The following is a 17069-nucleotide window of genomic DNA, read 5'->3' as shown; positions in this document are numbered from 1 at the left end:
TGCTTACGCCTCCGAAGATCCGCGGCGCGCCAGCTCCGCCTCGGTGGACTTGAGCAGGTCGTTCCAGGACGCCTCGAACTTCTCGACGCCCTCGTCCTCCAGGAGCTGGACGACGTCGTCGTAGCTGATGCCCAGCTTCTCGACGGCGGCCAGCTCGGCCCGCGACTGGTCGTAGGTGCCGCGGATGGTGTCGCCGGAGACCTCGCCGTGGTCGGCGGTGGCCTCCAGGGTGGCCTCCGGCATGGTGTTGACCGTGCCGGGGGCGACCAGGTCCACGACGTACAGGGTGTCCTTGTACGCCGGGTCCTTGACGCCCGTCGAGGCCCACAGCGGACGCTGCTTGTTGGCCTGCGCCTTGTCGAGGGCGGACCAGCGCTCCGAGGAGAAGACCTCCTCGAAGGCCTCGTAGGCCAGCCGGGCGTTGGCCAGGGCGGCCTTGCCCTTGAGCGCCTTGGCCTCGTCGGTGCCGATGCCGTCCAGGCGCTTGTCGATCTCCGTGTCCACGCGGGAGACGAAGAAGGAGGCCACCGAGTGGATCTTGGAGAGGTCGAGGCCGCGCTCGCGGGCCTTCTCCAGACCCGCCAGGTAGGCGTCCATGACCGCGCGGTAGCGCTCCAGCGAGAAGATCAGCGTCACGTTCACGCTGATGCCGAGGCCGATGACCTCGGTGATCGCCGGCAGACCCGCCTCGGTGGCCGGGATCTTGATCAGGGTGTTGGGGCGGTCCACCAGCCAGGCCAGCTGCTTGGCCTCGGCGATGGTGGCGGCCGTCTCGTGGGCGAGACGGGGGTCGACCTCGATGGAGACCCGGCCGTCCTGGCCGTCGGTCGCGTCGAAGACCGGCCGCAGGATGTCGGCGGCGTCACGGACGTCCGCCGTCGTGATCATGCGGATGGCCTCGTCGACGGTCACCTTGCGGGCGGCGAGGTCGACGAGCTGCTGCTCGTAACCGTCACCCGAGGAGATGGCCTTCTGGAAGATCGACGGGTTCGTGGTCACACCGACCACGTGGCTCTGGTCGATGAGCTCGGCCAGGTTGCCGGACGTGATCCGCTTGCGCGAGAGGTCGTCCAGCCAGATGGCGACGCCTTCGTCGGAGAGGCGCTTGAGAGCGTCTGTCATGAGAGTTGCATCTCCAATAAGTCGTACGTATGGACGTCAGCGCGCGGCGGCGGCCACGGATTCCCGCGCGGCGGCGACGATCGCCTCCGGCGTGAAACCGAACTCGCGGAAGAGGACCTTCGCGTCCGCCGAGGCACCGAAGTGCTCGAGGGAGACGATCCGGCCGGCGTCGCCGACGTACTTGTGCCAGGTGAGACCGATGCCGGCCTCGACCGCGACACGCGCCTTCACCGACGGCGGCAGCACCGAGTCCTTGTACGCCTGGTCCTGCTCCTCGAACCACTCCACGGACGGCATCGAGACGACACGCGTCGGGACGCCCGCGGCCTGGAGCTGCTCACGCGCCTCGACGGCCAGGTGCACCTCGGAACCGGTGGCGATCAGCACCACCTCGGGCGCGCCGCCCTCGGCGTCGAACAGCACGTAGCCGCCCTTGACCGTGTCCTCGTTCGGCGCGTACGTCGGCACGCCCTGGCGGGTCAGCGCGAGGCCGTGCGGCGCACCCTTGCCGAACACCTTGGTGTGGCGCTGCATGATCTCGCGCCAGGCGAGCGCCGTCTCGTTGGCGTCGGCCGGACGGACCACGTTGAGGCCCGGGATCGCGCGCAGCGAGGCGAGGTGCTCCACAGGCTGGTGCGTCGGACCGTCCTCGCCCAGACCGATCGAGTCGTGGGTCCAGACGTACGTCACGGGCAGGTGCATCAGCGCGGAGAGGCGCACCGCGTTGCGCATGTAGTCGGAGAACACCAGGAAGGTGCCGCCGTAGACGCGCGTGTTGCCGTGCAGCGCGATGCCGTTCATCTCCGCGGCCATGGAGTGCTCGCGGATGCCGAAGTGGATCGTGCGGCCGTACGGGTCGGCCTCCGGCAGCGGGTTGCCCTCGGGCAGGAACGACGAGTCCTTGTCGATCGTCGTGTTGTTCGAGCCGGCGAGGTCGGCCGAGCCGCCCCACAGCTCCGGGACGACCGCGCCGAGGGCCTTGAGGACCTGGCCGGAGGCGGCGCGGGTGGCGACACCCTTGCCGGCCTCGAAGACCGGGAGCTTCTCGGCCCAGCCGGCCGGCAGCTCGTTCGCCTGGATGCGGTCGAACTCGGCCGCCCGCTCCGGGTTGGCCGTGCGCCACTCCGCGAGCTGCTTGTCCCAGGCGGCGCGGGCCTCGCGGCCGCGGTCGCCCAGCGCGCGGGTGTGCGCGATGACCTCGTCGCCGACCTCGAAGGTCCGCTCCGGGTCGAAGCCCAGGACGCGCTTGGTGGCCGCGATCTCCTCGTCGCCGAGCGCCGAGCCGTGCGCGGCCTCGGTGTTCTGCGCGTTCGGGGCGGGCCAGGCGATGATCGAGCGCATCGCGATGAACGACGGACGCTCGGTCTCGGCCTCGGCGGCCCTGATCGCCGCGTACAGCGCGGCCGGGTCCAGGTCGCCGTTCGCCTGCGGCTCGACGCGCTGGACGTGCCAGCCGTACGCCTCGTACCGCTTCATCGTGTCCTCGGACACGGCCGTCTCGGTGTCGCCCTCGATCGAGATGTGGTTGTCGTCCCACAGCAGGATCAGGTTGCCGAGCTTCTGGTGCCCGGCGAGCGAGGAGGCCTCCGCGGAGATGCCCTCCTGAAGGCAGCCGTCACCGGCGATCGCGTAGATCCGGTGGTCGAACGGCGAGGCGCCGGTCGCGGCCTCCGGGTCGAACAGACCGCGCTCGTAGCGCGCGGCCATCGCCATGCCCACGGCGTTGGCGACGCCCTGGCCCAGCGGGCCCGTGGTCGTCTCGACGGCGGCGGTGTGGCCGTACTCCGGGTGGCCGGGGGTCTTCGAGCCCCAGGTGCGGAAGGCCTTCAGGTCGTCCAGCTCGAGACCGAAGCCACCCAGGTAGAGCTGGGTGTACAGGGTCAGGGACGAGTGTCCCGCGGAGAGGACGAACCGGTCGCGCCCGACCCACTCGGGGTCCGCCGGGTCGTGCCGCATCACCTTCTGGAAGAGGGTGTACGCGGCGGGCGCCAGGCTCATCGCCGTACCGGGATGGCCGTTGCCGACCTTCTGTACGGCGTCCGCGGCCAGGATGCGGGCGGTGTCGACAGCCCGCTGGTCCAACTCGGTCCACTCGAGGTCTGTGGTGGTCGGCTTAGTGCTCACCCTGGGTCAGGGCTCCTCTCCACATGTCTGTAGCCGGTGACTGAGGGTGTACCGGCGTTGTCGAGCCTACCCCCGCGGAACGCCCCTCTTTTCGTGTTCATGCCCCTCACATGAGCGGAGAAATGAAAGGACACAGCAAGAGTGCCGGTGGTCGTGGGACTTCGCCTCCCGAGCCCGGCCCGCAGCCGCCCCCGAACCGTGTCCACCCCTTGGGACGTACCGCACCAACACGACCCCACCCCCGCGAAGATCGGCGTCTGGGCAACGTCTACAGTGGCGTGGTACGCGCAAGCTTTACCCCGTCTTCACCCGGGGAGCTTGCTGGGAATTTCTCTGTCAGGGGTGTGCGTGACGGCCGTCGAGTCCCGACCCGCAGGGGTCGTCCTGACTCCCAGCCCGGGGGGCCACCGGCCGTTCGGGGCCCGCGTCAGGGCATTCGTGGCGCTGACCAAGCCGCGGATCATCGAGCTGCTGCTCATCACGACCGTTCCGGTGATGTTCCTCGCCGAGCAGGGCGTGCCCGACCTGTGGCTGGTGCTCGCCACCTGCTTCGGCGGCTACCTCTCCGCGGGCGGCGCGAACGCGCTGAACATGTACATCGACCGCGACATCGACGCGCTGATGGACCGCACCTCCCAGCGCCCGCTCGTCACCGGGGTGCTCACCCCGCGCGAGGGCCTGGTCTTCGGACTCACCCTCGCGGTGGTCTCCACGCTCTGGTTCGGTCTGCTGGTCAACTGGCTGTCCGCGGCGCTCTCGCTCGGCGCGCTCCTCTTCTACGTCGTGGTCTACACGATGATCCTGAAGCGGCGCACCGCGCAGAACATCGTCTGGGGCGGCATCGCCGGCTGCCTGCCGGTGCTCATCGGCTGGTCGGCCGTCACCGACTCGATGTCGTGGGCCGCGGTCATCCTCTTCCTCGTCATCTTCTTCTGGACGCCGCCGCACTACTGGCCGCTGTCCATGAAGGTGAAGGACGACTACGCGCGCGCGGGCGTCCCCATGCTCCCGGTGCTCGCCTCCAACAAGGTCGTCGCCAAGCAGATCGTGCTCTACAGCTGGGTCATGGTCGCCGTCTCCCTGCTGCTCACCCCCCTGGGCTACACCGGCTGGTTCTACACCGCCGTCGCCCTGGTGACCGGCGGCTGGTGGCTCTGGGAGGCGCACGCCCTCCTCAACCGCGCCAAGGCCGAGGTGACGGGCGCCAAGCTCAAGGAGATGCGCCTCTTCCACTGGTCCATCACCTATGTCTCGCTGCTCTTCGTGGCGGTCGCGGTGGACCCCTTCCTGCGCTGACACGAGCGCTCATCCGATCGCGTACGGCCGACGGCCGGGCCACGTGGGACACCCCACACGGCCCGGCCGTCGCCAGTGGAACTACCCCTCGGTAGCATCCGTGTCATGGCAGAAACGAAGCAGGAAGAGCGCAAGGCGGCCCGGCTCGCCAAGGAGATCCGGGCCTTCTCCGCGGCGCACGGCGGCTCCGAGGGGCACCTCGCGCACATCGGCCAGGCGGGCACCCGGATCGTCCTCGTCGGCACCGACGGCGGCTGGGGCGACCTCGTCGCGCCGACCTACGCGATCGCCCAGCAGGCCGCCGAGAAGGCCGGCCTGACCCTCCACGAGGAGTTCGACGGCGAGTTCGCCGCCAAGGTCGCCACCGGCCCGTACGAGTGGTCCCGGATGGCCGGCATCCAGATCGGCGGCGCCTCCCGGGGCTGAGGCAACAACCTCGCGCGGGGCTCACCCGTTAGGACCTGTGGACACACGGCCACACAGGGAGCCCCCCGAGATGATCGACATGCCGGAGCTGGTGGACCAGTACTGCCACGGGGTGCTCCGCACGGAGCTGGGCCTCGGCACCTTCGAGGCCCACCTCGGCGCACATCTGAGCGACGGTCTCGGCGGGAAAACGGTGAAACCGGCCGCCGGAACCACCTTCTTCGACACCCAGACCGGCTTCGCCCTGCGCCGCTGGTGCCCGCCGCTCCTCGGTCTGGAACCCCACTGCCCGCCCGCCCGCTACCTCGCCCGCCGCCGGGAACTCGGCGCCGCCGAGGCCGGCCGCCGGCTGCTCCGGGCCTCCGGGATCTCCACCTATCTGGTCGACACCGGGCTCCCCGGCGACCTCACGCCCCCCGCCGAACTCGGCGCCGCGGGCGCCGCGGAGGCCCACGAGGTCGTCCGCCTCGAACGCCTCGCCGAACGGGTCGCCGACACCGCGGGCACCGTCGAGACCTTCCTCGCCGACCTCGCCGGGGCCGTCCACGCGGCGGCCGCCGGAGCCGTGGCCCTCGCCTCCGCCGAGGGCGTGCGCCAGGGACTCGCCGGCGCGCCCGGCCCGCCGGGACCGGGGGAGGTGCGCGGCGCCGCCGGGCGCTGGCTGGCCGCCCGCCCGCCCGGCGGCCCGCTCACCGACCCGGTCCTGCTGCGCCACCTGCTGTGGATCGCGGTCACCGCCGGGCGCCCCCTGCAACTGCACACCGGGGACCGGGACCCGGCCGTCCTCGCCGGCTTCGCCGCGGCCACCGCGGGCCTCGGCGCCGACCTCGTCCTGCTGCACGCCTATCCGCACCACCGGGCGGCGGCGCACCTCACCGCGCTCCACCCGCACGTGTTCGCCGACCTCGGCCCCGTCCTGGCCCACACGGGGGCCCGGGCGGCGGCCGTCCTCGCCGAGGTCCTCGAACGGGCGCCGTTCGGCAAGCTGCTCTTCTCCAGCGGCGCACGGGGGCTGCCCGAGCTGCACGCGGTGGCGGCCGGAGCCTTCCGCTCGGCGCTCGCCCGGGTGCTCGGCGAGTGGGTGAGGGACGGCGCCTGGTCCCCCACCGACGCGCAGCGGGTGGCGGCGATGATCGCGGCGGGCAACGCGCGGCGGCTCTACCGGCTGGCCTGACCCGCGGTCGGTCCCGGTGGCCGGCGTGCGCGCGCAGAATCGACCGGGAGCACGGCCGGAAAGCGCCCGGGCCCCGTGCGAGGACGGGGCCCGGGCGGTCGCGGACACCGGTCCGCGCGGTGTCAGGCGTTCGCGAGCTCGGGGTCGCTCTGGGCCGGGATCTCCGGGGTGGGCACCGGGCGCTCGCGCAGGCTCAGGGCCAGACGGAGGACCGCGATCCACATCAGCGAGGAGCCGAGCATGTGGGCGGCGACCAGCAGCTCGGGGACCCCGGTGAAGTACTGGACGTAGCCGATGGCTCCCTGCGCGAGCAGCACGAGCAGCAGGTCCCGGGCGCGGGCGCGGGTGTCGTCCGGGGCGTCGACCACCCGCAGGACCAGCCACATGGCGACCGCGAGGGCGCAGACGACCCAGGCGGCGATCGCGTGGACGTGGGCGGCGTCCGTCCAGTCCCACGGCATGCGCGGGACGTCGCTGCTGTCGCCGGCGTGCTTGCCGGCGCCCGTCACGGTCGTGCCGAGCACGATGAGCAGGCCGGTGACGATCGTGACCGCCCAGGACAGCCTGCGGACCGGGCGGGGCACCCGAGGCCGGGGGGCGGTGTCGCCCTCGCCGGTGCGGTGCCAGGTGATGACGGCGACCGTGAGCAGGGAGTTCGCGGCGAGGAAGTGGCCGGCCACGGTCCACGGGTTGAGGCCCATCCACACCGTGATGCCGCCGAGGACGGCGTTGCTCATCACGATCCAGAACTGGGCCCAGGCGAGCCGGGTGAGCCCGCGGCGCCAGGGCTTGGTGGAGCGGGCGGCGATGATCGCCCAGCCGACGGCGGCCGACAGGACGTACGTCAGCATCCGGTTGCCGAACTCGATCGCGCCCCGGTAGCCCTGCTCGGGCGTCACGATGAGGCTGTCGTCCGTGCACTTCGGCCAGGTGTCGCAGCCGAGACCGGAACCGGTCAGCCGGACCGCGCCGCCCGTGACGATGATGAGCACGCTCATCACGACGGCGGCGAGCGCGGCGCGCCGGAGCGTCCGGGGGGACGGGGTCCAGCGCTGGGCGATGGAGGCGAGGGGGGTCTGCACGGGCCCTATCGTAGGACGGCGCTTGTGCGCGCTTTCACGAGGGGGGCGTATATGGCGGAACGGAACCTTACGGTTACTCCCAGCGGAAGAACCTGGCCGCCGCGCCCAGGCCCAGGACCGCCCAGACCGCCAGGATCGCGGCGTCGCCCCACGGCATGGAGGCCCCGTCCCGCAGGACGTCGCGCAGGCCGTCGGAGAGCGCCGAGATCGGCAGCAGCGCGAGCGCGTCGCCCGCGGCGCCGAACTTCTCCAGCGGGACGATGACCCCGCCGCCCACCAGGAGCAGCAGGAAGACCAGGTTCGCGGCGGCCAGGGTGGCCTCGGCCTTCAGGGTGCCGGCCATCAGCAGGCCGAGCCCGGAGAAGGCGGCCGTGCCGAGGACCAGGAGCAGCAGTACGGACAGCGGGTCGCCGTGCGGGGACCAGCCCAGGGCCAGGGCGATCGCCGTCAGGAGGAGGACCTGGAGGACCTCGGTGACGAGGACGGAGAGCGTCTTGGCGGTCATGAGCGCCCAGCGGGGCAGCGGCGAGGCGCCGAGGCGCTTGAGCACGCCGTAGCGCCGCTCGAAGCCGGTCGCGATGGCCTGCCCGGTGAAGGCGGTGGACAGCACGGCGAGCGCGAGGACGCCGGGGGCGAGGAAGTCGACGGCCTCGCCGGTGCCGGTGTCGACGATGTCCACGGTGGAGAAGAGCACCAGGAGCAGCGAGGGGATGATCACGGTCAGGAGCAGCTGCTCGCCGTTGCGCAGCAGCATCCTGGTCTCCAGGGCGGTCTGCGCGGCGATCATCCGCCCGACGGGGGCGGCCCCCGGCTTCGGGGTGTAGGTACCGGTGCTCATCCGCGCAGCTCCTTGCCGGTCAGCTCCAGAAAGACGTCTTCGAGGGTGTGGCGTTCGACGGAGATGCCGTCGGGCATGACGCCGTGCTGGGCGCACCAGGTCGTCACCGTCGCGAGCAGCTGCGGGTCGACCGTGCCGGTGATCCGGTAGGTGCCGGGGAGCGTCTCCGCGGCGGCCGAGCCGTCCGGCAGGGCCTTGAGCAGGGAGCCCAGGTCGAGTCCGGCGCGGCCGGTGAAGCGCAGGGTGTTCTCGGCGCCGCCGCGGCAGAGCTCCTCGGGCGTGCCCTGGGCGGCGACACGCCCGGCGTCGATGATCGCGACGTCGTCGGCGAGCTCCTCCGCCTCCTGCATGAAGTGGGTGGTGAGGACCACGGTCACGCCGTCGGCGCGCAGCTCGCGGACCAGCTCCCAGGTGGCGCGGCGGGCCTGCGGGTCGAGTCCGGCGGTGGGCTCGTCGAGGAAGACGAGCTCGGGACGGCCGACGACGGCCATGGCGAGCGCGAGGCGCTGCTGCTGGCCGCCGGAGAGCCGTCGGTAGCTGGTGCGGCCGCAGGACCCGAGGCCGAGCCGTTCGATCAGGGCGTCGACGTCCAGGGGGTGGGCGTGCAGCTTCGCCATGTGGCGGAGCATCTCGTCGGCGCGCGCGCCGGAGTAGACGCCACCCGACTGGAGCATCACGCCGATCCTGGGGCGCAGTGCCTCGGCGTCGGCGACCGGGTCGAGGCCGAGGACGCGGACGGTGCCGGCGTCGGGTCTGCGGTAGCCCTCGCAGATCTCGACGGTGGTGGTCTTGCCGGCCCCGTTGGGGCCGAGGACGGCGGTGACGGTGCCCGCGCGCACGTCGAGGTCGAGGCCGTCGACGGCGGTCTTGTTCCCGTACCGCTTCAGCAGGCCACGTACCTCGACGACGCTGCCGACGGACTCGTTTGACATGCCGGGAAGTCTAGAGAGCGGCCGCGCGGCGGTGGTGCGCGGGGCGGCCGATTCATCCCACCAATGATCGTTTTCGCAGGTCAGGTAAGCCTTACCTGAGTGATGCACGGCACCGCGACCGGCTCGGGTGCCGCTTGTCACCTCGCGATTAATTACGCAACAATGGCGTTGTGAAAAACGTTGGCGCGGCTCCCGTGGAGGAACTCGCGACCCGAGAGCGTTCCACGCGCAACCGGGTCGCGCGGTCGATCCTGGACCACGGTCCCTCGACCGTCGCCGATCTGGCCGGACGGCTCCGCCTCACCCAGGCGGCCGTCCGCCGCCACCTCGACTCGCTCGTCACCGAGAACGTCGTCGAGGCCCGCGAGCAGCGCGTCTACGGGACCCGGGCGCGGGGCCGCCCCGCGAAGGTCTTCGCGCTCACCGACTGCGGCCGGGACGCCTTCGACCAGTCGTACGACTCCCTCGCCGTCGAGGCGCTCCGCTGGATCGAGCGCAACGCCGGAGGGGAGGCGGCCGTCGCCGCCTTCGCCCGCGACCGGATCGAGGCCCAGGCCGGGGCGTACCGCGAGGCCGTCGAGTCGGCGGAGCCCGCTCAGCGGACCGAGGCGCTGGCCAAGGCCCTCACGGCGGACGGGTACGCTGCCACTGCGCGGAACGCGCCGGTCGGCGAGCAGCTCTGCCAGCACCACTGCCCGGTGGCCCACGTCGCCGAGCAGTACCCCCAGCTGTGCGAGGCGGAGACGGAATTCTTCTCCCGCCTCTTGGGAACGCACGTCCAGCGCCTGGCCACCATCGCTCATGGTGACGGCGTCTGCACCACGTTCATCCCGCACGGCGCCCCGCAGACCACCGAATCAGCATCCGCAAGCACGGCCGGGAGGAACCCCGCATGACCACCGAGATCAGCCACCCCGAGCTCGAGGGCCTGGGTCGGTACGAGTACGGCTGGGCCGACTCCGACACCGCCGGCGCCACCGCCAAGCGCGGACTGAACGAGGACGTCGTCCGCGACATCTCCTCGAAGAAGAACGAGCCCGAGTGGATGCTGAAGCTGCGTCTCAAGGGTCTGCGCCTCTTCGGGAAGAAGCCCATGCCGACCTGGGGCTCCGACCTCTCCGGCATCGACTTCGACAACATCAAGTACTTCGTCCGGTCCACCGAGAAGCAGGCCGCTTCCTGGGAGGAACTGCCCGAGGACATCAAGAACACGTACGACAAGCTCGGCATCCCGGAGGCGGAGAAGCAGCGCCTCGTCGCCGGTGTCGCCGCCCAGTACGAGTCCGAGGTCGTCTACCACCAGATCCGTGAGGACCTGGAGGAGCAGGGCGTCATCTTCGTCGACACCGACACCGCGCTGAAGGAGCACGAGGAGCTCTTCAAGGAGTACTTCGGCACCGTCATCCCGGTCGGTGACAACAAGTTCGCCTCCCTGAACACGGCCGTCTGGTCCGGCGGCTCGTTCATCTACGTGCCGAAGGGCGTGCACGTCGAGATCCCGCTCCAGGCCTACTTCCGCATCAACACGGAGAACATGGGCCAGTTCGAGCGGACGCTGATCATCGTCGACGAGGACGCCTACGTCCACTACGTCGAGGGCTGCACCGCCCCGATCTACTCCTCCGACTCGCTGCACTCCGCGGTCGTCGAGATCATCGTGAAGAAGGGCGGCCGCTGCCGCTACACGACCATCCAGAACTGGTCGAACAACGTCTACAACCTGGTGACCAAGCGCGCCGTCGCCTACGAGGGCGCCACCATGGAGTGGGTCGACGGCAACATCGGCTCCAAGGTCACCATGAAGTACCCGGCCGTCTACCTCATGGGCGAGCACGCCAAGGGCGAGACCCTGTCCATCGCCTTCGCGGGCGAGGGCCAGCACCAGGACGCCGGCGCCAAGATGGTCCACATGGCCCCGAACACCTCCTCCAACATCGTCTCCAAGTCGGTGGCGCGAGGCGGCGGCCGCACCTCCTACCGCGGTCTCATCGAGATCGGCGAGGGTGCCCCGGGCGCCAAGTCCAACGTGCTCTGCGACGCGCTGCTCGTCGACACGATCTCCCGCTCCGACACGTACCCCTACGTGGACGTGCGCGAGGACGACGTCTCCATGGGCCACGAGGCCACCGTCTCCAAGGTCTCCGAGGACCAGCTCTTCTACCTGATGAGCCGCGGCCTCACCGAGTTCGAGGCCATGGCGATGATCGTCCGCGGCTTCGTCGAGCCCATCGCCAAGGAGCTCCCGATGGAGTACGCCCTGGAGCTCAACCGGCTGATCGAGCTCCAGATGGAAGGCTCGGTCGGCTAGCGCCCCCGCAGACCAGGCAAACGACCCGGGCTCAGTCGCTGAGCCCCGCGAGCCCGCCGCACGACGGCAGGTCCCCGGCCGGCGCCGCACGGCGCCCGGCCGGGCCGGCCCTCCGCACGGGGCGGGCCCGTAAGACGAGGCAGGAAGAGAGCAAGACGACAGCCATGGCTGAGGCTCAGAACATCCCGGCGGGCTCCACCACCGCCGGCTCGATCGCGGTGGCCGCCGAGTCCACCGTCGCCACGCGCATGAGCGCGCCCCCGTCCTTCGACGTCGCGGACTTCCCCGTCCCGCACGGCCGCGAGGAGGAATGGCGGTTCACCCCGCTGGCGCGCCTCCGCGGCCTGCACGACGGCACCGCCGTCGCGTCCGGCGAGGGCGTCAAGGTCGAGGTCGAGGCCCCCGAGGGCGTCACCGTGGAGACCGTCGGCCGCGACGACGAGCGCCTCGGCAGGGCCGGCACGCCCGTCGACCGCGTCGCCGCCCAGGCCTACTCCTCCTTCGAGAAGGCCGCGGTCGTCACCGTCGCCAAGGAGACCGTGCTCACCGAGCCGATCCGCATCGCCGTGCACGGCCGGGGCGGCGTCGCCTTCGGCCACCAGGTGATCGAGCTCGGCGCCTTCGCCGAGGCCGTCGTGGTCATCGACCACACCGGTGACGCCGTGCTCGCCGCCAACGTGGACTACGTCCTCGGCGACGGCGCCAAGCTGACCGTCGTCTCCGTCCAGGACTGGGACGAGAAGGCCGTCCACGTCGCCCAGCACAACGCGCTGGTCGGCCGCGACGCCTCCTTCAAGTCCGTCGTCGTCACCTTCGGCGGCGACGTCGTCCGCATCCACCCGCGGGTGCAGTACGCGGCCCCCGGCGGCGAGGCCGAGCTCTTCGGCCTGTACTTCACGGACGCCGGGCAGCACCAGGAGCACCGCCTCCTGGTCGACCACAACACCCCGCACTGCAAGTCCAACGTGGCCTACAAGGGCGCGCTTCAGGGCCAGGACGCGCACGCCGTCTGGATCGGCGACGTGCTCATCCAGGCCGCGGCCGAGGGCACCGACACGTACGAGCTCAACCGGAACCTGGTCCTCACGGACGGCGCCCGGGTCGACTCCGTGCCGAACCTGGAGATCGAGACCGGCGAGATCGCCGGCGCCGGCCACGCCTCGGCCACCGGGCGCTTCGACGACGAGCAGCTCTTCTACCTGATGGCCCGCGGCATCCCGGAGTCCGAGGCCCGCCGCCTCGTCGTCCGCGGCTTCTTCGCCGAGCTGGTCCAGCAGATCGGTCTGCCGGACGTCCAGGAGCGGCTGCTCGCCAAGATCGAGGCCGAGCTGGAGGCCTCGGTCTGATGGCCTTCGTCCGAGTCTGCGCGCTGAGCGAGCTGGAGGCCGACACCCCGAAGCGGGTCGAGGTCGACGGCACGCCGGTGTCGGTCGTGCACACCGAGGGCGAGGTGTACGCGATCAACGACATCTGCTCGCACGCGAACGTCTCCCTCTCGGAGGGCGAGGTCGAGGACTGCGCGATCGAGTGCTGGCTGCACGGCTCCAGCTTCGACCTGCGCACCGGCAAGCCCTCCGGCCTTCCCGCGACGCGCCCCGTCCCCGTATACCCCGTAAAGATCGAAGGGGACGATGTGCTCGTCTCCGTCACCCAGGAGTCCTGAGTCACCCATGGCTACGCTTGAAATCCACGACCTGCACGTCTCCGTCGAGGCGGAGAACGGCCCCCGCGAGATCCTCAAGGGCGTCGACCTGACCATCAAGCAGGGCGAGACCCACGCCGTCATGGGCCCCAACGGCTCCGGCAAGTCGACCCTGGCGTACTCCCTCGCCGGCCACCCGAAGTACACGGTCACCGGCGGCACCGTCACCCTCGACGGTGAGGACGTCCTGGAGATGTCGGTCGACGAGCGCGCCCGCGCCGGCGTCTTCCTGGCCATGCAGTACCCGGTCGAGGTCCCCGGCGTCTCGGTCTCCAACTTCCTGCGCACCTCCGCCACCGCCGTGCGCGGCGAGGCGCCCAAGCTGCGCACCTGGGTGAAGGAGGTCAAGTCCGCGATGGAGCAGCTCCAGATGGACCCGGCCTTCGCCGAGCGCAACGTCAACGAGGGCTTCTCCGGCGGTGAGAAGAAGCGCCACGAGATCCTCCAGCTGGAGCTCCTCAAGCCGAAGATCGCGATCCTCGACGAGACCGACTCCGGCCTCGACGTCGACGCCCTGCGCATCGTCTCCGAGGGCGTCAACCGCGTCCGCGAGACCGGTGAGGTCGGCACCCTGCTGATCACCCACTACACGCGCATCCTGCGCTACATCAAGCCCGACTTCGTGCACGTCTTCGCGAACGGCCGCATCGCCGAGTCCGGCGGCGCCGAGCTCGCCGACCAGCTGGAGAACGAGGGCTACGACAAGTACGTGAAGGGTGGCGCATCCGCGTGACTTCTGCCCATCAGGGGCTCTCCGGCCTCCTCGACACCGAGGCGATCCGCAAGGACTTCCCGCTCCTGGATCGCGTGGTCCACGACGGCAAGAAGATCGTGTACCTCGACTCCGCGGCGACCTCGCAGAAGCCGCGGCAGGTCCTCGACGCGCTCAACCAGTACTACGAGCGTCACAACGCCAACGTCCACCGCGGCGTGTACACGGTCGCCGAGGAGGCGACGGCGCTGTACGAAGGCGCCCGTGACAAGGTCGCGGCCTTCATCAACGCGCCGAGCCGCGACGAGGTGATCTTCACCAAGAACGCCTCCGAGTCGCTCAACCTCGTGGCCAACATGCTGGGCTGGGCCGACGAGCCCTACCGCGTGGACCACGAGACCGAGATCGCCATCACGGAGATGGAGCACCACTCCAACATCGTGCCGTGGCAGCTGCTCTCGCAGCGCACGGGCGCGAAGCTGAAGTGGTTCGGCCTCACCGACGACGGCCGCCTCGACCTCTCGAACATCGAGGAGGTCATCACCGAGAAGACCAAGATCGTCTCGTTCACGCTGGTCTCGAACCTGCTGGGCACGGTCAACCCGGTGGAGACCATCATCCGCCGCGCCCAGGAGGTCGGTGCGCTCGTCTGCATCGACGCCTCCCAGGCGGCCCCGCACATGGTCCTGGACGTGCAGGCGCTCCAGGCCGACTTCGTGGCCTTCACCGGCCACAAGATGTGCGGCCCGACCGGCATCGGCGTGCTGTGGGGACGGCAGGAGCTCCTGGAGGACCTCCCGCCCTTCCTCGGCGGCGGCGAGATGATCGAGACCGTCTCGATGCACTCCTCGACCTACGCTCCGGCACCGCACAAGTTCGAGGCGGGTACGCCCCCGATCGCCCAGGCCGTCGGCCTCGGCGCGGCCGTGGACTACCTCTCGGCGATCGGCATGGAGAACATCGCGCGCCACGAGCACGCGATCACCGAGTACGCCGTCCGGCGCCTCCAGGAGGTTCCGGACCTGCGGATCATCGGCCCCACCACGGCCGAGGACCGCGGCGCGGCGATCTCCTTCACGCTGGGCGACATCCACCCGCACGACGTGGGCCAGGTCCTCGACGAGGAGGGCATCGCCGTCCGGGTCGGCCACCATTGCGCGCGGCCGGTCTGCCTGCGGTACGGAATTCCCGCGACCACGCGGGCGTCGTTCTATCTGTACTCCACCCCGGCCGAGGTCGACGCCCTGGTCGCGGGTCTGGAGCACGTACGGAACTTCTTCGGCTAGGGGACGGCTCGTGAAGCTTGATTCGATGTACCAGGACGTCATCCTGGACCACTACAAGCACCCGCACGGGCGCGGTCTCCGTGACGGCGACGCCGAGGTGCACCACGTCAACCCGACGTGCGGTGACGAGATCACGCTCCGCGTCAAGTACGACGGCACGCGCATCGAGGACGTGTCGTACGAGGGCCAGGGCTGCTCCATCAGCCAGGCCTCGGCCTCCGTCCTCAACGAGCTGCTCGTCGGCAAGGAGCTGGCCGAGGCGCAGAAGATCCAGGGCACCTTCCTGGAGCTGATGCAGTCCAAGGGCCAGATCGAGCCCGACGACGCGATGGAGGAGGTCCTGGAGGACGCGGTCGCGTTCGCCGGGGTCTCCAAGTACCCGGCCCGTGTGAAGTGCGCGCTGCTCAGCTGGATGGCGTGGAAGGACGCGACGGCCCAGGCTCTGGGCGACGCGGAGAGGAAGTCGGCATGACCGAGAACGCCGAGGCCACGATGAAGCCGGCCTCCGAGGAAGAAGTCCGTGAGGCGCTGTACGACGTCGTCGACCCCGAGCTGGGGATCGACGTCGTCAACCTGGGCCTGATCTACGGCATCCACATCGACGACGCGAACATCGCGACGCTGGACATGACGCTGACGTCGGCGGCCTGTCCGCTGACCGACGTGATCGAGGACCAGGCGAAGTCCGCGACGGACGGCATCGTCAGCGAGCTGAAGATCAACTGGGTCTGGATGCCCCCGTGGGGCCCGGACAAGATCACGGACGACGGACGCGAGCAGCTGCGCGCGCTCGGCTTCAACGTCTGATCGCGACGGCACGCGAGAACGGCCGCGCCCTTCGGGGCGCGGCCGTTCCGCGTATTTCGGGGTGCTCCCGGGGTGCTCCCGGGGCGTTCCCGGGGTGATTCCCGGGCGGAGGTGTCCGGGGTGTTCCCGGTCGGACGTGTTCCGGGTTTCTTCCCGCCGTACGTGTCCGGGGCCCGGGCGGCTACAGGAGACCGGCGGCGCGGGCCAGTTCCGGTCCCAGGTTCTCCTTGCGGAGGCGCTGGTCGACGTAGAGCAGGGCGGTGACCAGGGGCGGGAAGACGGACACCAGGCCCTGGCCGATCAGCTGGCCCACGGCGAGGAAGGCGAAGAGGACCACGAAGGAGGCGACCAGGGCCGCCGGGTCGTCGCCGGAGAAGTTCACGGTCGCCAGCGGGACGGAGAGCAGCATCGAGAGCACCTGCTGGATCAGCCAGCTCGCCACGGACGCCATCGCTCCGGCGGCGAGCAGACAGCCGAACAGCCGCCACCAGGAGCCCGCGACCAGCGAGGCCGAGCGGCGCATCGAGGCGACGGCGCCCTGCCCCTCCATGACCGCCGCCGCCGGGGCCAGGCTGAACCGCACCCAGATCCAGAAGGCCAGGGGGAGGACGAGGAGCGCCCCGGCGAAGCCGATGAGCGGGCCGATCAGCACGCCGTGGTCGAGCGACACCGCCGCGAGGAACAGGCCGACGAAGGACCCGAGGAAGAGCAGCGTCGGCACCAGGAACAGCAGCGACGTCAGCAGCACGGCGCCGAGGACGGCCGGCACACGGGCCCAGGACCGGCGCCAGAGCGCCCCGAAGGCGAGGGGCCGGCCGAGGACGGCCTCCTGGACCACCGCCGGGCAGGCGGCCGCCACCACGGCGTTGGCACAGAGGATCGCGAGCGCGGCGGCGACCCAGACGCAGACCAGGGCGACGATCAGCGGCCGGACGTCGTCCCACCGGGGCTCCTGGCCGGACGGCAGGTCGAACACGGCGGGGAAGAGGTCGCCGACGAGCGCGTACGCGATGCCCATCGCCGCCCCGACGACCAGGAGCGCGGCGCCGTAGACGGCTCCCACGACCCCGAGCAGCTGCTTCCAGTACCGGCCGAACGTGGCGAAGGCGCCGCTCAGGACCGTGCCGAAGCCGAGCGGCGCCAGGGGTATCACGCCGGGCTTCGGCGGAGGGGGCGGCGGCGGGTAGCCGTAGCCGTACGGGGCACCGGGCGGGCCGGGGGGATACGTCATGCGGCACACCGTATCGGGGCTGTCGCGTA

Annotated in this window: 17 protein-coding genes; 11 read left to right on the top strand and 6 right to left on the bottom strand. The window is 70.9% G+C overall.

The annotated features are described in order from the left end of the window. Nucleotides 1-3: 3 nt before the first annotated feature. On the bottom strand, nt 4-1122 hold the full coding sequence (gene tal / locus ACFYXU_RS07475) for a transaldolase (protein WP_329856500.1): 1119 nt from the start codon (nt 1120-1122) through the stop codon (nt 4-6). Nucleotides 1123-1158: 36 nt separating this feature from the next. Then, nucleotides 1159-3246 carry a transketolase gene (gene tkt, locus ACFYXU_RS07470; protein ID WP_361399846.1) on the bottom strand — a complete coding sequence of 696 codons (2088 nt, stop codon included), beginning with the start codon at nt 3244-3246 and terminating at the stop codon, nt 1159-1161. Between the two features lie 348 nt (nt 3247-3594). Here tkt and ACFYXU_RS07465 point away from each other — a divergent pair, with 348 nt between their 5' ends. The 3 genes from ACFYXU_RS07465 (at nt 3595) to ACFYXU_RS07455 (ending at nt 6142) form a co-directional block, all read left to right on the top strand. Beyond that, a complete protein-coding gene (locus ACFYXU_RS07465) occupies nt 3595-4542 on the top strand; it encodes a heme o synthase (RefSeq protein ID WP_376508726.1) in 948 nt (315 codons plus the stop codon). 105 nt (nt 4543-4647) lie between these two features. Continuing rightward, a complete protein-coding gene (locus ACFYXU_RS07460) occupies nt 4648-4968 on the top strand; it encodes a hypothetical protein (protein WP_329856494.1) in 321 nt (106 codons plus the stop codon). 70 nt (nt 4969-5038) lie between these two features. Beyond that, entirely contained in the window at nt 5039-6142 is a 1104-nt protein-coding gene (locus ACFYXU_RS07455) for an amidohydrolase family protein (RefSeq protein ID WP_376508728.1), read from the top strand. A 122-nt stretch (nt 6143-6264) separates the two neighbouring features. Here ACFYXU_RS07455 and ACFYXU_RS07450 read toward each other — a convergent pair whose 3' ends face one another. From ACFYXU_RS07450 to ACFYXU_RS07440, 3 genes are all read right to left on the bottom strand, one after another. Further along, on the bottom strand, nt 6265-7233 hold the full coding sequence (locus ACFYXU_RS07450; protein WP_376508867.1) for a heme A synthase: 969 nt from the start codon (nt 7231-7233) through the stop codon (nt 6265-6267). A gap of 64 nt (nt 7234-7297) precedes the next feature. Further along, nucleotides 7298-8062: an ABC transporter permease gene (locus ACFYXU_RS07445; RefSeq protein WP_389456831.1), complete on the bottom strand. Its 765-nt coding sequence runs from the start codon at nt 8060-8062 to the stop codon at nt 7298-7300. Continuing rightward, complete coding sequence (locus tag ACFYXU_RS07440; RefSeq protein WP_389456829.1) at nt 8059-8994, bottom strand: ABC transporter ATP-binding protein; 936 nt, start codon at nt 8992-8994, stop codon at nt 8059-8061. Before ACFYXU_RS07440 ends, ACFYXU_RS07445 begins: the two co-directional genes overlap by 4 nt. A 170-nt stretch (nt 8995-9164) precedes the next feature. Here ACFYXU_RS07440 and ACFYXU_RS07435 point away from each other — a divergent pair, with 170 nt between their 5' ends. The 8 genes from ACFYXU_RS07435 to ACFYXU_RS07400 all read left to right on the top strand — a co-directional run bounded on the left by ACFYXU_RS07435 (nt 9165) and on the right by ACFYXU_RS07400 (nt 15809). Then, the gene (locus tag ACFYXU_RS07435) at nt 9165-9890 is read left to right on the top strand and encodes a helix-turn-helix transcriptional regulator (RefSeq protein ID WP_376508732.1); all 726 of its coding nucleotides are present in this window, start codon (nt 9165-9167) and stop codon (nt 9888-9890) included. After that, the gene (gene sufB, locus ACFYXU_RS07430) at nt 9887-11302 is read left to right on the top strand and encodes a Fe-S cluster assembly protein SufB (protein ID WP_376508734.1); all 1416 of its coding nucleotides are present in this window, start codon (nt 9887-9889) and stop codon (nt 11300-11302) included. Before ACFYXU_RS07435 ends, sufB begins: the two co-directional genes overlap by 4 nt. A gap of 164 nt (nt 11303-11466) precedes the next feature. Next, nucleotides 11467-12648, top strand: coding sequence for a Fe-S cluster assembly protein SufD (gene sufD, locus ACFYXU_RS07425; protein WP_376508736.1), 1182 nt, complete (start codon nt 11467-11469; stop codon nt 12646-12648). Beyond that, the gene (locus ACFYXU_RS07420) at nt 12648-12965 is read left to right on the top strand and encodes a bifunctional 3-phenylpropionate/cinnamic acid dioxygenase ferredoxin subunit (protein ID WP_030692512.1); all 318 of its coding nucleotides are present in this window, start codon (nt 12648-12650) and stop codon (nt 12963-12965) included. Before sufD ends, ACFYXU_RS07420 begins: the two co-directional genes overlap by 1 nt. A gap of 7 nt (nt 12966-12972) precedes the next feature. Continuing rightward, the gene (gene sufC, locus ACFYXU_RS07415; protein WP_017238623.1) at nt 12973-13737 is read left to right on the top strand and encodes a Fe-S cluster assembly ATPase SufC; all 765 of its coding nucleotides are present in this window, start codon (nt 12973-12975) and stop codon (nt 13735-13737) included. Then, the gene (locus ACFYXU_RS07410; RefSeq protein ID WP_329856483.1) at nt 13734-15002 is read left to right on the top strand and encodes a cysteine desulfurase; all 1269 of its coding nucleotides are present in this window, start codon (nt 13734-13736) and stop codon (nt 15000-15002) included. The genes sufC and ACFYXU_RS07410 overlap by 4 nt, the downstream gene beginning before the upstream one ends. A gap of 10 nt (nt 15003-15012) precedes the next feature. After that, the gene (sufU, locus tag ACFYXU_RS07405; RefSeq protein WP_329856482.1) at nt 15013-15474 is read left to right on the top strand and encodes a Fe-S cluster assembly sulfur transfer protein SufU; all 462 of its coding nucleotides are present in this window, start codon (nt 15013-15015) and stop codon (nt 15472-15474) included. Further along, nucleotides 15471-15809: a metal-sulfur cluster assembly factor gene (locus tag ACFYXU_RS07400; RefSeq protein ID WP_073917183.1), complete on the top strand. Its 339-nt coding sequence runs from the start codon at nt 15471-15473 to the stop codon at nt 15807-15809. The genes sufU and ACFYXU_RS07400 overlap by 4 nt, the downstream gene beginning before the upstream one ends. A gap of 181 nt (nt 15810-15990) precedes the next feature. Here ACFYXU_RS07400 and ACFYXU_RS07395 read toward each other — a convergent pair whose 3' ends face one another. Then, nucleotides 15991-17040 carry an oxidoreductase gene (locus ACFYXU_RS07395; protein WP_389408336.1) on the bottom strand — a complete coding sequence of 350 codons (1050 nt, stop codon included), beginning with the start codon at nt 17038-17040 and terminating at the stop codon, nt 15991-15993. Between the last annotated feature and the right edge of the window lie 29 nt (nt 17041-17069).

This window comes from Streptomyces sp. NPDC002232, assembly GCF_042890295.1.
In the GTDB taxonomy this organism is placed as follows: domain Bacteria; phylum Actinomycetota; class Actinomycetes; order Streptomycetales; family Streptomycetaceae; genus Streptomyces.
The sequence above is the reverse complement of the archived record's forward strand: the minus strand, read 5'-3'. Positions and strand labels throughout refer to the sequence as shown.

What these genes read in the sequence shown, in the direction of transcription:
- ACFYXU_RS07420 (WP_030692512.1), top strand. Translation starts at nt 12,648, where the DNA reads ATGGCCTTCGTCCGAGTCTGCGCGCTGAGCGAGCTGGAGGCCGACACC.
- ACFYXU_RS07445 (WP_389456831.1), bottom strand. Translation starts at nt 8,062, where the DNA reads ATGAGCACCGGTACCTACACCCCGAAGCCGGGGGCCGCCCCCGTCGGG.
- sufD (WP_376508736.1), top strand. Translation starts at nt 11,467, where the DNA reads ATGGCTGAGGCTCAGAACATCCCGGCGGGCTCCACCACCGCCGGCTCG.
- ACFYXU_RS07440 (WP_389456829.1), bottom strand. Translation starts at nt 8,994, where the DNA reads ATGTCAAACGAGTCCGTCGGCAGCGTCGTCGAGGTACGTGGCCTGCTG.
- ACFYXU_RS07395 (WP_389408336.1), bottom strand. Translation starts at nt 17,040, where the DNA reads ATGACGTATCCCCCCGGCCCGCCCGGTGCCCCGTACGGCTACGGCTAC.
- sufB (WP_376508734.1), top strand. Translation starts at nt 9,887, where the DNA reads ATGACCACCGAGATCAGCCACCCCGAGCTCGAGGGCCTGGGTCGGTAC.
- tal (WP_329856500.1), bottom strand. Translation starts at nt 1,122, where the DNA reads ATGACAGACGCTCTCAAGCGCCTCTCCGACGAAGGCGTCGCCATCTGG.
- sufC (WP_017238623.1), top strand. Translation starts at nt 12,973, where the DNA reads ATGGCTACGCTTGAAATCCACGACCTGCACGTCTCCGTCGAGGCGGAG.
- ACFYXU_RS07400 (WP_073917183.1), top strand. Translation starts at nt 15,471, where the DNA reads ATGACCGAGAACGCCGAGGCCACGATGAAGCCGGCCTCCGAGGAAGAA.
- ACFYXU_RS07455 (WP_376508728.1), top strand. Translation starts at nt 5,039, where the DNA reads ATGATCGACATGCCGGAGCTGGTGGACCAGTACTGCCACGGGGTGCTC.
- ACFYXU_RS07460 (WP_329856494.1), top strand. Translation starts at nt 4,648, where the DNA reads ATGGCAGAAACGAAGCAGGAAGAGCGCAAGGCGGCCCGGCTCGCCAAG.